The organism is Rhodococcus sp. NPDC055024 (assembly GCF_053608585.1).
This window is the reverse complement of sequence record NZ_JBSGVT010000013.1, coordinates 1-14,525: the sequence shown is the minus strand read 5'-3', so window position 1 is coordinate 14,525 and position 14,525 is coordinate 1. Positions and strand designations below refer to the sequence as shown.

Annotated in this window: 17 protein-coding genes; 10 read left to right on the top strand and 7 right to left on the bottom strand. The window is 61.6% G+C overall.

Annotated features, from left to right (window positions below; translation table 11 throughout):
- Window positions 1–8: 8 nt before the first annotated feature.
- Genes ACWF6P_RS24200 through ACWF6P_RS24190 form a run of 3 tightly spaced genes read right to left on the bottom strand, consistent with a single transcriptional unit; the run spans window position 9 to window position 1,894 of the window.
- Window positions 9–614 (bottom strand): energy-coupling factor transporter transmembrane component T family protein, encoded by a 606-nt coding sequence (locus tag ACWF6P_RS24200; protein ID WP_452622783.1) that lies wholly within the window; start codon window positions 612–614, stop codon window positions 9–11.
- On the bottom strand, window positions 611–1,291 hold the full coding sequence (locus ACWF6P_RS24195) for an energy-coupling factor ABC transporter ATP-binding protein (RefSeq protein WP_452622782.1): 681 nt from the start codon (window positions 1,289–1,291) through the stop codon (window positions 611–613). The genes ACWF6P_RS24200 and ACWF6P_RS24195 overlap by 4 nt, the downstream gene beginning before the upstream one ends.
- Before the next feature lie 6 nt (window positions 1,292–1,297).
- Entirely contained in the window at window positions 1,298–1,894 is a 597-nt protein-coding gene (locus tag ACWF6P_RS24190; protein WP_378533464.1) for a biotin transporter BioY, read from the bottom strand.
- A 225-nt stretch (window positions 1,895–2,119) separates the two neighbouring features.
- Between ACWF6P_RS24190 and ACWF6P_RS24185 the strand changes: the two genes are divergently transcribed.
- The 8 genes from ACWF6P_RS24185 (at window position 2,120) to recX (ending at window position 8,637) form a co-directional block, all read left to right on the top strand.
- On the top strand, window positions 2,120–2,308 hold the full coding sequence (locus tag ACWF6P_RS24185) for a hypothetical protein (RefSeq protein ID WP_019748190.1): 189 nt from the start codon (window positions 2,120–2,122) through the stop codon (window positions 2,306–2,308).
- A 17-nt stretch (window positions 2,309–2,325) separates the two neighbouring features.
- Window positions 2,326–3,039 (top strand): PIG-L deacetylase family protein, encoded by a 714-nt coding sequence (locus ACWF6P_RS24180; protein ID WP_452622781.1) that lies wholly within the window; start codon window positions 2,326–2,328, stop codon window positions 3,037–3,039.
- A 73-nt stretch (window positions 3,040–3,112) separates the two neighbouring features.
- Window positions 3,113–3,751 carry a TetR/AcrR family transcriptional regulator gene (locus ACWF6P_RS24175; RefSeq protein ID WP_378450060.1) on the top strand — a complete coding sequence of 213 codons (639 nt, stop codon included), beginning with the start codon at window positions 3,113–3,115 and terminating at the stop codon, window positions 3,749–3,751.
- Between the two features lie 2 nt (window positions 3,752–3,753).
- The gene (locus ACWF6P_RS24170) at window positions 3,754–5,304 is read left to right on the top strand and encodes a glycerol-3-phosphate dehydrogenase/oxidase (protein ID WP_452622780.1); all 1,551 of its coding nucleotides are present in this window, start codon (window positions 3,754–3,756) and stop codon (window positions 5,302–5,304) included.
- Between the two features lie 12 nt (window positions 5,305–5,316).
- The gene (locus tag ACWF6P_RS24165) at window positions 5,317–6,480 is read left to right on the top strand and encodes a glycosyltransferase (RefSeq protein ID WP_452622779.1); all 1,164 of its coding nucleotides are present in this window, start codon (window positions 5,317–5,319) and stop codon (window positions 6,478–6,480) included.
- Between the two features lie 52 nt (window positions 6,481–6,532).
- Entirely contained in the window at window positions 6,533–6,727 is a 195-nt protein-coding gene (locus ACWF6P_RS24160; RefSeq protein WP_003942185.1) for a DUF3046 domain-containing protein, read from the top strand.
- Window positions 6,728–7,015: 288 nt separating this feature from the next.
- A complete protein-coding gene (gene recA / locus ACWF6P_RS24155) occupies window positions 7,016–8,053 on the top strand; it encodes a recombinase RecA (protein ID WP_007735170.1) in 1,038 nt (345 codons plus the stop codon).
- Between the two features lie 8 nt (window positions 8,054–8,061).
- On the top strand, window positions 8,062–8,637 hold the full coding sequence (gene recX / locus ACWF6P_RS24150; protein WP_230817141.1) for a recombination regulator RecX: 576 nt from the start codon (window positions 8,062–8,064) through the stop codon (window positions 8,635–8,637).
- 101 nt (window positions 8,638–8,738) lie between these two features.
- On the opposite strand, the gene ACWF6P_RS24145 is transcribed toward recX, so the two are convergent.
- From ACWF6P_RS24145 to gluA, 4 genes are all read right to left on the bottom strand, one after another.
- The gene (locus ACWF6P_RS24145; protein ID WP_452622778.1) at window positions 8,739–9,635 is read right to left on the bottom strand and encodes an amino acid ABC transporter permease; all 897 of its coding nucleotides are present in this window, start codon (window positions 9,633–9,635) and stop codon (window positions 8,739–8,741) included.
- Window positions 9,632–10,312 carry an amino acid ABC transporter permease gene (locus ACWF6P_RS24140; protein ID WP_030535554.1) on the bottom strand — a complete coding sequence of 227 codons (681 nt, stop codon included), beginning with the start codon at window positions 10,310–10,312 and terminating at the stop codon, window positions 9,632–9,634. Before ACWF6P_RS24140 ends, ACWF6P_RS24145 begins: the two co-directional genes overlap by 4 nt.
- A 100-nt stretch (window positions 10,313–10,412) precedes the next feature.
- Window positions 10,413–11,249, bottom strand: a complete 837-nt coding sequence (locus ACWF6P_RS24135) for a glutamate ABC transporter substrate-binding protein (RefSeq protein WP_452622777.1) — start codon at window positions 11,247–11,249, stop codon at window positions 10,413–10,415.
- A 126-nt stretch (window positions 11,250–11,375) separates the two neighbouring features.
- Window positions 11,376–12,104 carry a glutamate ABC transporter ATP-binding protein GluA gene (gene gluA, locus ACWF6P_RS24130; RefSeq protein ID WP_452622911.1) on the bottom strand — a complete coding sequence of 243 codons (729 nt, stop codon included), beginning with the start codon at window positions 12,102–12,104 and terminating at the stop codon, window positions 11,376–11,378.
- A gap of 231 nt (window positions 12,105–12,335) precedes the next feature.
- Here gluA and miaB point away from each other — a divergent pair, with 231 nt between their 5' ends.
- Complete coding sequence (gene miaB, locus ACWF6P_RS24125) at window positions 12,336–13,883, top strand: tRNA (N6-isopentenyl adenosine(37)-C2)-methylthiotransferase MiaB (protein ID WP_452622910.1); 1,548 nt, start codon at window positions 12,336–12,338, stop codon at window positions 13,881–13,883.
- Window positions 13,880–14,470, top strand: a complete 591-nt coding sequence (locus ACWF6P_RS24120; RefSeq protein WP_020907525.1) for an Rv2732c family membrane protein — start codon at window positions 13,880–13,882, stop codon at window positions 14,468–14,470. Before miaB ends, ACWF6P_RS24120 begins: the two co-directional genes overlap by 4 nt.
- The last annotated feature ends 55 nt before the right edge of the window (window positions 14,471–14,525 follow it).

The window sequence follows — 14,525 nt, the reverse complement described above, 5'->3', positions numbered from 1 at the left end:
ATCGGCGCTCAGTCGTCGGCGCCGCGGGCTGCCAATGCTTCACCCATCGCATCTGCGGTCATCAGGGTGCCGACGATGACCGGCACTGCGAAGGAACGCAGCGAGAAGCCGAGCCCTCGTGCCTTGCGTGCTTCGGACACCTGTGTGATGACCTCGAACATCAGCGGAATGCATCGGATAGTCATTGCCAGGAGCAAGGCGATCCGTTCGGGATTGACGCCGAAGCGTCGCAGGGGTGTCAGGAATCTGGTGATCGCGTCGAGCATCTCCGAGATCCGCGTGGTCAGACCCATGATCGCCGCGAATGCGATCGAGATGATCAAGACGCCGCACACGACGGCGGCTCGCTGCCACCCCGCGACCACCAGCTGAAACGCGCCGATGAACAGCAACATCCACAGTGCGGGTTGCAGCTGCCGAATCGCCGTCATCGGCGGGATGCGCGCAATGACGTACAGGGCGACGACGACGATCGTGGGAGCTGCGAGTTGCCACGGCTCACGTACGAAGATCGAGACGGCCAGGATCGCCACGATCAATGCGAGGAGCTTGATCCCCGTCGGCATCCGGTGCAGGAGCGATGTGCCCGGCCGGTAGACGCCGAGAGTGGTCACGAGACCAACGACCGGTAATGGCCGATCGAGTCGGCGGGGGAGCCGTCGGCGACGACACGGCCTTGGTCGACAACCAACACCCGTTCGAATGATTCGAGGAGGTCGAGTTGGTGGGTCACGACGATCAGTTGTTGATCGAGTGACTCGAACAGCGAGCTGATTAGTCGCGAGTTGCGAAGATCGAGGAGCGTGGTGGGCTCGTCGGCGACGAGTACGTTCGGCTCTGTCACCATGATGGCCGCGAGCGCGAGTAGCTGCTTCTGCCCACCGGAAAGCTGGTGAGTGGGATGGTCGGCGTGCCCGGCGAGACCGTAGCGCTGCAGGACCGAGCTGACCTTGGCGGCGCGCTCGGTTTTACCCAAATCGCTACGGCGCAGCGAGAATTCGATGTCCTCGGCCACCGTTGGCATCACGATCTGATGGTTGGGATCGGTGAAGACGAACCCGACCTGCTTGCGTACGTCGCGGCCCTTCTTCGCGGTATCCAGGCCGTTCACCTGGACGCGCCCTTCGGTAGGAACGACCAGGCCGTTGATCATGCGAGCGAGGGTCGACTTGCCGCTTCCGTTCGCTCCCACGATCCCGATTCGCTGCTCGCTCAGTCGCAGATCTATCTGCTGCAGGACTGTTCGTTCACCGAAGCTGTGGCCGACGTTCTCGAAGACGATCTCACTCATCGGAGATTAATTCGCCACCACGGTCTTGGTGGACGAGATCACCGAATCACGCAGGAGTGCCGGATATGCGCGATGGACCTGGGACGCGACGAGCGCGGTGACCACGGCCTTTGCCGCGTCGAGAGGAATGAAGGCAGCGTTGGCCGACCAGGCGGCCACGAAGCTCATGTGTCCGCGGACCATCATTCCGACGATGCCGAAGGCGTAGAGGATGACAACCCCGCCGAGGAGGTTGATGCCGATGCCCGCGATGATCCGGTACTTGGGCAGCATCTTTGCAGTCAGCCACCCGATGACGAATGCCGTCGGGATCCAACCGATGAGGAATCCGGCCGTCGGGCTCGAAAGAGACACGAGTGCGGTGCGACCGCCGGCAAGGACCGGTAGCCCCACCAGTCCCAGGGCGATGACCGTCAGGACGGCGAGAACACCCTTGCGCGGTCCGAGCAGAGCGCCGGCCATCATGACGCCCATGGACTGAAGTGTGATCGGTACGCCGGAAATGCCGATGTTGATCGACCCGGGTAGGCCCAGCGCGATGATGAGTGCGGCGAAGACGGCTACATGCGCGAGATCGCGAGCGGGGAAACGGGTCGTAGACACTGCGGACGTGCTCCTTCGGCGTACGGGATGGAACTTCGCGAGTTTACGCCAGTCGCACGCTGCAGTGGGTTGGACACCTGACCTGCGTGAGGGGCGGTCTCGGGGTGAACCCTGATCTTTACCTGAACTTGCCGCTGAGCTGCTGCTTTGTCGCGCCAGACCTGTCAGGCTGGTTCTACGGACGACGCAGCACCTGTCCGATTCGACTGATTGTTCAATGGCCCATTGGAGGCAAGCATGTTTTGGAAGATCGTTTTGGCCGTCGTACTGGTGTGGGTTGCACTCGCGGTGGTCGGCGCCCTGATCAAAGGGCTTTTCTGGGTTCTGGTGGTCGGCGCGGTCGGCTTCGGAATCTACTTCCTGGTGAAGGCGATGTCGGGAAGTGACGACAATTCGCCCGCTTCGCGGTTCTGACAGGCAAGATCGGCCCTATGGAAAACTTCCCCGAGGACTGGCAGCGCGCGATTGTCATCGTTGCGCATCCCGACGACATCGAATACGGCGCAGCCGCGGCGGTGGCGCAGTGGACCGATCGCGGCAAGGACGTCCGATACGTGCTGGCCACGCGAGGTGAGGCCGGAATCGCTGGTCTGTCGCCCGAGGAGTCCGGCCCGGTCCGTGAGGAAGAAGAGCGCCGCTCGGCCGCGATCGTCGGTGTCAGTGAGGTGGAGTTCCTCGGACTACCCGACGGTCGTCTCGTGGAAGGCCTGGAGTTGCGCTCGACTCTTGCCGCTGCAATTCGTCGCCACCGTCCGGATTTGGTGGTCACGATGAATTTCTCGCACACCTGGGGGCCCGGCTACCTCAACAGTGCGGATCACCGCGCGCTCGGGATCAGCGTCCTGGACGCAACTGCCGACGCAGCAAACGAATGGATCTTTCCGTCATTGACGGCTCAGGGGTTGGCGCCGTGGTCCGGCGTTCGGTGGGTCGCGGTGAACACGACGACTCCCACACACTGCGTCGACGTGACGTCGACGGTCGATCGCGCCGTGGATTCGCTCGCGGAGCACGCACGCTATCTGGCGGCATTGAGTTCCGTGTCGATCCGGGAACAGGCCCGCGCACAGATAGATATGGTCAGCGGACCGAAGCCTGGTTTTGATGCCGAGCGCGCAGTTGGTTTCGAGTTGTACTATTTCTGATGAGCTCTGAGCGAGAAAAGTCGCAAGTCCCGACGGGATTACCGGTGACTTGTCCGGTATTGTGTTACACACGATGGTAATCCGTAACGCAGATGACCCAATTGCCCCTCGCAAGGCCGACGGTCAGCGCATCCCCAGCCGCGAGATCGACGACGTGATTCTCGACGCCGCACGATCGTGTGTCCTCGATTTCGGAATGCAGCGAACCACACTTGCCGAGATCTCCCGTCGAGCCGGCGTCAGCCGACCCACGGTCTACCGGCGGTGGCCGGACACGCGGGCCGTGGTCGCGGACCTGCTCACCCGCGAGATCCGATCGGTGCTGCCCGAGGTGACCTTCACCGGGTCTGCGGGCACGTTGCTCGTGGAGGCGATCGGTGACGTCGTCGGACAGATCCGCGACCATCCGCTCTTCGTGAAAATTCGGCAAGCCGATCAAGAGTTGCTGACCACGTACATCGTGGACCGACTCGGCGCGAGCCAGAAGTCGATTCTCGAGCTGATCACCTCCGTCGTCGCGGCCGGTCAACAGGACGGTTCGATTCGCGAGGGAAGCGTCACCGAGATCGCGGCGATGGTTCTGTTGATGGCTCAGTCCGTTGTCATCTCCGCACCGACACTCGAGCCGGAGCTTTCCTCCGATGCGTCGGTCGAGCAACTTCGATATGCGGTTGCTGCGTATCTGGCACCTGTCAAGAATTCGGGAGAATAGCTGTGAGCCCCCTAGGTCCAGCAGGCAGTGATTCAGCAAGCTGCAATTCAGCGCTCAATGCACAGCGGCGTACTCGTGAGCTCGAGCAGTTGGCGAACGGCGATTCGGTCGACGTCCTGGTTATCGGTGGCGGAATCACGGGCGTCGGTGTTGCTCTCGATGCCGTGACTCGTGGGCTGAGTGTTGCGCTGGTCGAAAAGCACGACCTCGCGTTCGGCACCAGCCGCTGGAGTTCGAAACTGGCGCACGGTGGCCTTCGGTACCTTGCTTCCGGCAATGTCGGCATCGCCCGTGAAAGTGCGGTCGAGCGCGGAATTCTCATGACGCGCACCGCGCCGCACCTGGTTCGCGCCATGCCTCAACTCGTACCGCTGTTGCCGGAGACGTCGTTTTTCGGAAAGGCCCTGGTGCGTACCGGTTTCCTGGCCGGTGACGCTCTGCGCATGTCGGCCCGAACCCCGGCGTCGGTACTTCCCAGATCACGGACGGTCAGTGCTGCTCGCGCTCGCGAATTGGCCCCTGCGGTCAAGCAAGAGAATCTACGCGGCGCCTTGACGGCGTTCGACGGGCAGCTCATCGACGACGCCCGCCTTGTCGTCGGCATCGCGCGAACAGCGGCGTCCCACGGCGCGCGAATCCTGACCCGGGTCGGTGCGTACGACGTATCCGGAACATCGGCCACCCTGCGCGACGAGTTGACCGGGTCCGAGTTCTTGATGCGTGCCCGCGTCGTGATCAATGCGACCGGGGTGTGGGCTGATCAGGTCGACTCCAGCATCACTCTTCGCCCCAGCCGCGGAACACACCTGGTGCTCGACGCGGCGCGATTGGGGAACCCCACTGCAGCACTGACGGTGCCGATTCCCGGCGAGACCAACCGTTTCGTCTTCGCCCTACCCGCACAGCTCGGCCGGATCTACCTAGGGTTGACCGACGAAGCAGCGCCGGGGCCGGTGCCCGACGTGCCGACGGCGTCCGAGGACGAGATCGACTTCCTGCTCAGCACCGTGAACACGGCGTTGGAAGTTCCGCTGACACGTCAGGACGTTCTGGGGACTTTTGCGGGTCTGCGCCCCTTGCTGGACACCGGTGAAGGCTCGACTGCCGATCTCTCCCGCAATCACGCTGTTGTTCGTTCGGCTTCGGGCTTGGTCACGGTGGTGGGCGGCAAGCTCACGACGTACCGCAAGATGGCCGAAGACGCTGTCGACGCTGCGATCGAGGTCGGCTCGCTGAATGCCGGTGCGTGTCGGACACGCGCGTTGCCGGTGGTAGGTGCTGCATCGGCGGCGGATTTGAAAAAGATCAAGGCTCCCGCCTCCCTCGTGGCGCGATACGGCACCGAAGCGGAGTTCGTTGCCTCCGCGAGCAGTGATCGTCTTCGGCCGGTTGCGGACTTGGAGATCTGCGGCGCCGAGTTCGATTTCGCCGTATCGCACGAAGGTGCCCTCGATGTCGACGACGTCCTTGATCGCAGGACCAGAATCGGATTGGTGGCTTCGGATCGCGAACGCGCACTGGGTGCGGCAGAACAGGCGTTTCACTCGGTGTGACACTCTGATCCGGTGCGTGTAGCCGTCGTTGCCGGGCCGGACCCGGGTCATGCTTTTCCCGCAATAGCGTTGTCGCTGGCGTTGATCCAGGCCGGCGACGACCCCATCCTCTACACCGGGACCCGGTGGGTGGAGGCAGCGCGAGCAGCGGGTGTGGAAGCGGAGCCTCTCAAGGGCTTGGCTCCGAGGCCGGGAGACGACGATCTCGATGCAGGCGCTCGGATTCATTCGCGCGCCGCCTATATTTCCACCGAACTGCTTCCCGACCTGAAATCCGTCTCCCCAGATCTTGTCGTCTCCGACATCCTTACTGCCGGAGGCGGATTGGCCGCGGAACGGCTGGGCATCCCGTGGGTGGAGCTCTCGCCTCACCCGTTGTACTCACCCTCGCGCGGTCTGCCGCCGATCGGCAGTGGGCTCGCGCCTGGCGTCGGAATTCGCGGTCGACTCCGCGACACCCTGATGCGCGCAGCGACGGGACGTTCGATCAAGCAAGGGTTGGCCCAGCGCTCGCAAGCCCGTGTCGGTGTCGGACTGCCCGCTCTCGATCCCGGTCCTCATGCGCGGCTGATCGCAACACTTCCGGCACTGGAAGTGCCTCGCCCCGACTGGCCGGAGCACGCACACGTCGTCGGACCGCTTCTCTGGGAGCCGACCGAGGTCATTCTGGATCCACCGCCAGGTGACGAACCGCTGGTCATGGTGGCGCCGTCCACGGCACACACCGGCGCAGTGGGAATGTTCGAGGGAACGGTCGAAGGCCTCGACGGAGCCGGTGTCAGGCTGATCGCGTCGATGCTCGACGGAGCTGAAGGCGAGCATCCTGATTGGGTTCGTGCAGGTCTCGGACGCCAGGACGCGATGCTGCGTGACGCGTCGGTATTGGTGTGCGGCGGCGGGCACGGCATGTTGGCAAAGGCGCTGTTGGCCGGAGTGCCGACCGTCGTCGTTCCTGGGGGAGGGGACCAGTGGGAGCTGGCCAATCGCGCTGCGCGGGCAGGCACGTCGGTGATCGTGCGGCCTGCGGATGCGCAGTCGATTCGCGATGCAGTACTACAGGTCCTTTCCGATGAGCGATTCACGGAAGCGGCGAGGGCGGCTGCCGCTACTGCGTCGCAGGTCGTCGATCCGGTCGTGGTGTGCCGACAGGTGGTCAATGGCGGTGTGTCGGCGTGAGCCGACTGTGCCTGGGTGCAGATACATCACCCTGTGGACTACGGTGGCGGCTGTGCGGTTGACCGAATTTCATGAAATGGTGCGCGAAGAGTTCGGGCAGGTACGAGGCGACTCGATGCTGATCGACCATGTACTCCAGAGTCTCGACGGAATGACTGCCGCGGAGGCCGTCGAAGCAGGCTGGGAGCCCCGTGAGGTGTGGCGCGCGCTCTGCGTGGAGTTCGACGTACCACCGGCCCGCCGCTGAATTTTCGGCGTGTCGAACGTCTCTCGTCTTCTGTTCGAACACGTGTTCGTCTATGCTGGAGCTGTTCGGTGGTGACGCTCCTTTCGTAACTGCGAACTTTCGGTTATCGACAAGCACCGTGTTCGACAAGCGCAGTGTCCGACGGGCACGAAACCAAGATCGAAAAGTCTGTCGGTGGCCGGATCTACTCTGATCGCAACACACCAACAGGGTCGGCTCAGGCAGGCACTGAAGAGACGGAGTCTGCTCAGGCAGGCACTGAAGACTGATACAAGGATGGGGATCACGATGGCACCACAGGCACCTGATCGGGACAAGGCACTCGACCTCGCGTTGGCGCAGATCGACAAGAACTTCGGCAAGGGTTCGGTGATGCGCCTGGGTGAGGGTGTCCGCCAGCCCATCGCCGTCATTCCCACCGGTTCCATCGCGCTCGACGTCGCGCTGGGTATCGGCGGACTGCCGCGTGGCCGCGTCATCGAGATCTACGGCCCGGAATCCTCGGGTAAGACCACCGTGGCACTGCACGCAGTTGCCAACGCTCAGGCCAACGGCGGCATCGCGGCCTTCATCGACGCGGAGCACGCGCTTGATCCTGACTATGCAGCCAAGTTGGGTGTCGACACCGACGCGCTTCTGGTCTCGCAGCCCGATACGGGTGAGCAGGCTCTCGAGATCACCGACATGCTGATTCGTTCGGGCGCCCTCGACATCGTCGTGATCGACTCCGTGGCCGCTCTTGTTCCTCGCGCCGAGATCGAAGGCGAGATGGGTGACAGCCACGTCGGCCTGCAGGCTCGACTGATGAGCCAGGCGCTGCGCAAGATCACCGGTGCCATGAACAACTCGGGCACCACCGTCATCTTCATCAACCAGCTTCGCGAGAAGATCGGCGTGATGTTCGGTTCTCCCGAAACCACCACCGGTGGTAAGGCACTGAAGTTCTACGCCTCGGTTCGCCTCGACATCCGTCGTATCGAGACTCTCAAGGATGGTACCGACGCAGTCGGTAACCGCACTCGTGTCAAGGTCGTCAAGAACAAGGTCGCTCCGCCGTTCAAGCAGGCCGAGTTCGACATTCTCTACGGTCAGGGCATCAGTAAGGAAGGCTCGCTCATCGATATGGGTGTCGAGCACGGGTTCATCCGCAAGTCCGGCTCCTGGTACACCTACGAAGGTGACCAGTTGGGTCAGGGCAAGGAAAATGCTCGTAAGTTCTTGCTGGAGAACACCGATATCCGCGACGAGATCGAGAAGAAGATCAAGGAAAAGCTCGGTATCGGTGCTGACGTCACTGCAACCGACGAAGCTCCCGCCGACTTCTGAGTTCAGTCATGAGCTTCGACGACGGTGACAACGGCGAGAATGCTCGTGAAGAGTACGGCGCACCTCGGCGTCGATCCCGTCAACGATCCGAGAAGCCGTCGCAACGCGCAGAAGGTGGGACGGAGGCGCAGGCCAAAGATGCTTGCCTACGCCTCCTGACCGACCGGGCGCGCAGCCGTTCCGAACTGGAAACAAAGCTGAGCGGGCGTGGTTTCGAACCCGAGATCATCACGAGCGTTCTCGATCGGCTCCAGGAAATCGGCTTGATCGACGACGCAGACTTCGCGAATCAGTGGGTTCATTCGCGGCACACGTATTCGGGCAAGGGAAAGCGCGCCCTGGCAGTCGAATTGCGGCTCAAAGGCATCGACCAGGATGTGGCTTCCGAAGCGCTCTCACAGATCGATCCGGAAGACGAGCGCGAGCGAGCAGCGGAGCTGGTTCGGCGGAAGCTGAAGAACAAGCCCGTCGATGATCGTGACAAGGTCACGCGCCGACTGGTGTCGATGCTCGCACGCAAGGGATATTCAGCGGGGATGTCGTACGAGGTGGTCAAAGCCGAGATGGCTGCCGCTGAATCGTAGGCAACCAACGCCGTAGCCAACTAATACCAGGAGCGGGGTGTGTCACCGAATTCGGTGACGCACCCCGCTCCTCGTGTCAGTGGAACAGCTGGTCGATCAGCTCACGGCTTGGTCAAGTCCATGCCCGGAACCGAAACGGCTGCGTCGGCAGTCGGAGCCGCGATGGGGCCCTTGCCCTTTCGCTTTCCGGAACGCAGGCGCTTCTCCACCTTGGTTGCCAGGTAAGTGAGCGAGGAGTTCAGGATGATCATGATGACCGCAGCCACCATGAGCGCCGGAAGGTAGTTCTGGAATGCAGCGCCCAACTGTGTGGACTGCCGAACAAGTTCGGTGTAGCCGATGATGTAACCCAGCGCTGAATCCTTGAGTGCAACAACCATCTGGGAGATCAGTGCGGGGAGCATGGTTGTGACCGCCTGAGGTAGCAAGATCGTCACCATAATTTGAGATTTGCGCATGCCGAGAGCTTTCGCGGCTTCGCTTTGTCCACGGGGGAGTGAGTTGATTCCCGAGCGAACAATTTCCGCGATCACCGATCCGTTGTAGAGCGTCAAGCTCACCACGACGGCGGAGAGTGCCAAGTAGTCGAGCTTGACGATCTTGTACTCAGCAAAAACCGCGTACATGAAGATGATCAGCAGAAGTACGGGAATTGCACGGAACAACTCCACGATGACACCACTGACAAAGCGCACCGCGCGGTGATCGGACAATCTGCCGATGCCGAGAATTGCGCCCAGGATCAGTGCAAGCACGATGGACAGCGCCGCCGCGATCAAGGTGCCTTTGATGCCGGGGAGCAGATAAGTCGTCCAGACGTCTGCTTGTAGGAAGGGATCCCATTTGGCCGAGGTCAGTTGCCCCTTGTCGTCGAGCGCGCGATACACGACAAACGCAATCGCGAGGGCGAGGACGGCTACGACTACCGACGCGAGTCGGTACAGTGCTCGGGCCTTCGGGCCTGGTGCGTCGTAGAGAACCGTTGCTTGTTTGGTCATCGTGCGACCTCGAATTTCTTGGCGAGTTTGCCGAAGAGCAATCCTGTCGGCAGCGTCAAGATGACAAAGCCGACTGCGAAGATTCCTGCGGTCAAGAAGAGTGCGGCTTCGTTTTCGAGAATCTCCTTCATCAACTTCGATGCCTCGGACACGCCGATGACGGCGGCGACGGTGGAGTTCTTGGTCAGAGCGATCAGGACGCTACCGAGCGGTGCGATCACGGCACGGAATGCCTGTGGAAGGACGATGAGGCGGAGGTTCTGCAAGAAGGTCAGCCCCAGGGATCGTCCTGCTTCTGCCTGTCCCGCATGGACGGTGTTGATTCCGGCACGGATCGACTCACACACGAACGACGCGGTGTAGACGCTCAGTCCGAGGATGGCCAAGCGGAAGTTGTTGTCGATCACGAAGGTTGACGAACTGGTTGATGCCAGACTGATGTCGAGAGTTTGGTACAGACCGAACACACAGAAGAGCAGAATCAGGGTGAGCGGCGTATTGCGGAAGACAGTGACGTAGGCGGCGCCGAGGAATCGGGCCACAGGTACGGGTGACACCCGCATGGCGGCAATAATCACTCCGAGGATCAATGCGCCGATCGCCGAGAAGATCGTGAGCTGGATAGTGGTCCAGAACGCTTCGAGTATCTGGCTTCCGTAATCGTCGATTATTTTCACTTACGGTCTCCCCAGTTCATGGGTCGTTGTTGAAAGTGCTTGCCCAGGTGGGATTTTCGAACATGAAAATCCCACCTGGAATGGCTACTGCTCAGTTGGATCAGTACCGGTCGACGGTCGGCGGAGCAGGCATCGTGTAACCGGACGGTCCGACCGTCTCAGTGAATGCTTCGGCCCACGCTCCGGAAGAGATCATCTTCTCGATGGCATCGTTGATCTTGCCGCGACCTTCGGAATCGTCCTTCGCCAGGCCGATGCCGTAATTCTCGGTGGTGAACGGCTCTCCGGCGATACGGAATGCGCCGGGGGACTGTGCAGCGTAGCCGGCGAGAATGATGTCGTCGGTGGTGACTGCGTCAACCTTGCCGTTGCGTAGAGCCTCGACGCACGCCGAGTAGGTATCGAACTCCTGAAGCTGGACGTCCTTGGCGTAGGTGTCCTTGACCTTCTGCGCCGGAGTGGAACCAGCCACCGAGCAGAGAATCTTGCCACCGTTCAGAGATTCGGGGCCGGTGATGTCGGTATTGTCCGCGTTGACGAGGAGCGACTGGCCGGCGACGAAGTACGGTCCGGCGAATCCGACCTTCTCCTTGCGGGCGTCCGTGATGGAGTACGTGGCGACGATGTAATCGACCTCACCGTTCTGGATCAACGTCTCGCGCTGGGCGGAAGGTGACTCCTTGAACGTGATGTTCTCAGGCTTTACGCCCAACTCGTTTGCAACGTACTTCGCGACCTCGACGTCGAAACCTGTGTATGTGCCGTCCGCATTGCGCAAGCCGAGTCCTGGCTGGTCGAACTTGATGCCGACGGTGAGCTTGCCGTCAGCAGCGTTCTCACTGATCGACTTGCTCTCCTCGCCGCCACCACAGGCGGTGGCAGCGAACGCGATAGCCATGATTCCGATTCCGAAACGGACGGAGCGATTGATCTTCATGAAGATCCTCTCAGTTGTCGACATGCAAACGGTGCAGTCGAGATGAACAGTGCAGTCGAGCGAGTTGTCTTGTGGACGAGAGCAGGACTGTGTCGGAGGGGGGACTGTGTCGGAGCAGGACTGTGATCAGTGAGTGAGGATCTTGCCGAGGAAGTCCTTGGCCCGATCCGACTTGGGATGCGTGAAGAACTCTTCGGGTGTCGTGTCTTCGACGACCTGACCGTCAGCCATGAACAGCACACGATCGCCGGCCTTGCGCGCGAAGCCCATCTCGTGCGTGACCACGAGCATGGTCATGCCTTCCTTGGCGAGGGAGGTCATGACATCGAGGACCTCGTTGACCATCTCGGGGTCGAGAGCGGAGGTGGGCTCGTCGAAAAGCATCACCTTGGGCTGCATCGCAAGAGCGCGAGCGATCGCGACACGCTGCTGCTGGCCACCGGAAAGCTGCGCCGGGTACTTGTCAGCCTGATTGGCGATACCGACACGCTCGAGCAACGCCTGCGCCGTCTTCTTCGCGTCGTCCTTCTTTGTCTTGCGGACCTTCATCGGTGCGAGCATGACGTTCTCGAGGATCGTCTTGTGCGCGAACAGGTTGAAGGACTGGAAGACCATTCCGACGTCGGCACGAAGTGCGGCAAGTGCTTTGCCCTCCTCGGGGAGCGTCTTGCCGTCGACGGCGATGGTGCCCGAGTCGATGGGTTCGAGGCGATTGATGGTGCGGCACAGAGTCGACTTACCGGAGCCCGACGGACCAAGGACGATCACCACTTGGCCCTTGGGTACCTCGAGATTGACCTCTTGCAGGACGTGAAGTTCCCCGAAGTGTTTGTTCACCGAGGTCATCGAAATCATGGATGTGGAATCGCCGGAGGTGGTCGGCGTCGTCGCATCGTCGGCTTGGGTCATAAACGAGAACCTTAGGCGTAGTTTGCGTCGACGCCCGTGATTTCGCCATGGTTCTTGCCATATGTAATGGAAATTTTACTGTGACGACGTTTATGTCGCGTTTCGGCTGTTTATCAGGGCGTTATTACACGTCGTAGTGGACGTGAGCTAGGCTGAAGCGTGTCACTGATCGACGAAATATCCCCTGCACTTCCGGAGCCGACTGCAGTTCCGGAGCCGACTGCGAAGTCTGTTCGCACCTACGAGGTGCGGACGTACGGCTGTCAGATGAACGTCCACGATTCCGAGCGACTGTCCGGTCTGCTCGAGGACGCCGGGTACTCGAAGGCGGAGACCGGAACCGATCCTGACCTTGTCGTCTTCAATACGTGTGCGGTTCGTGAGAACGCGGACAACAAGTTGTACGGCAACCTCAGCCAGCTCGCCCCGAACAAGGAGGCGAACCCCGACATGCAGATCGCCGTCGGTGGGTGCCTGGCTCAGAAGGATCGTGACACCGTCGTCAAGAAGGCACCGTTCGTCGATGTCGTCTTCGGCACCCACAACATCGGCTCGCTGCCCGCGCTGCTCGATCGTGCGCGTCACAACCAGCGTGCCGAAGTCGAAATCCTCGACGCACTGGAGGCCTTTCCGTCGACATTGCCGGCCAAGCGTGAATCTGCCTATGCGGGATGGGTTTCCATCTCGGTGGGTTGTAACAACACGTGCACGTTCTGCATCGTTCCGGCCCTGCGTGGCAAGGAAGTGGATCGGCGTCCCGGAGACATTCTGGCCGAGGTTCAGGCGCTCGTCGACGAGGGTGTCTCCGAAGTGACTCTGCTCGGGCAGAACGTCAACGCCTACGGCGTGTCGTTCGCCGATCCGGAGCAACCGCGCGATCGCGGCGCCTTCGCCTCCCTCTTGAAGGCGTGCGGACACATCGACGGCCTCGAACGTGTGCGGTTCACGTCCCCGCACCCGGCGGAGTTCACCGACGACGTCATCGAAGCGATGGCAACCACCCCCAACGTCTGCCCGCAGCTGCATATGCCTCTTCAGTCCGGTTCGGACAAGGTTCTCAAGGCGATGAAGCGCTCGTATCGCAAGTCGAAGTACCTCGGGATCATCGAGAAGGTGCGCGCCGCAATGCCACACGCCGCCATCACCACGGACATCATCGTCGGGTTCCCGGGGGAGACGGAAGAGGATTTCGCGGAGACGCTGGACGTCGTACGCAAGGCGCGATTCTCGAACGCCTACACCTTCCAGTACTCCAAGCGCCCGGGTACGCCGGCGGCCGAGATGGCCGATCAACTTCCCAAAGAGGTTGTCCAGGAACGTTATATGCGATTGCTCGCGGTTCAGGAAGAAGTGAACATCGAGGAGAATCGCAAACTCGTCGGCACCGAGGTGGAACTCTTGGTGGCAGCAGGGGAGGGCCGCAAGAACGCAGCGACTCACCGCCTCAGCGGTCGTGCGCGAGACGGTCGCCTGGTGCATTTCCGACCTGAGGGAAACCTCGACCGCACAATCCGACCCGGCGACGTGGTGACGGTCGTCGTCACCCACGGAGCCCCCCATCACCTCGTGGCCGATGACGGGGTGCTCACGCACCGTCGAACGCGCGCCGGTGATTCGTTCGAAAAGGGCATCACACCCAAGACCCCGCCCATCGGCGTAGGTCTCGGACTACCGAAGATCGGTGCCCCAGCCCCACAACCCGTCCAGATGGGATGCAACGCATGACCTCGCAACACGAGAACAAGACACCTCAGCCGGGCGACGACGCCTTCGAGGGCTACCGCAAGGACCTCGACGACGCGGAACGCAAGGTCGCGGGAGAAATCGATCCGGGTGCGCGCGCCATGGTTGTCGCGGTTGCGGTGCTCGTGCTGGTTGGCACCCTTGCACTGCCCCATGCGGGAGTTGCGAACGGCTGGGATGTGCTCGCGTACAACCAGGACGCGGAAAGTGAACGGATTGCACTGTTCTCACGCTTGTTCGTGTGGTTCGTTGTCATCTTCGGCATCGGATTCTCGATGCTCGCACTCGTGACGCGGCGCTGGAGTCTGGCCTGGGTCGCGCTGGCCGGTAGTGCCGTGGCGAGTGCGCTGGGAATGATGGCCGTCTGGTCACGTCAGACCATTCCCGCCGGATTCAACGTGGCAGGACCGTCGATCGGGCTGGTCATCGGATGGTTTGCCGTCGTGTTCTTGACGTTCCATTGGCTCAAGGTGGTCTGGACGCGAACCAACATTCAGCTCGCCGCCGAGGAGCAACGCCGGATCGCTGCGGCTGAAGCCGAGAAGCATCAGGAATGGAACGTCGGCTGACGCAGCAGACTGACTGTCCAACGCGCACTACAACGCCGGCTGACTCCTTTCGGAG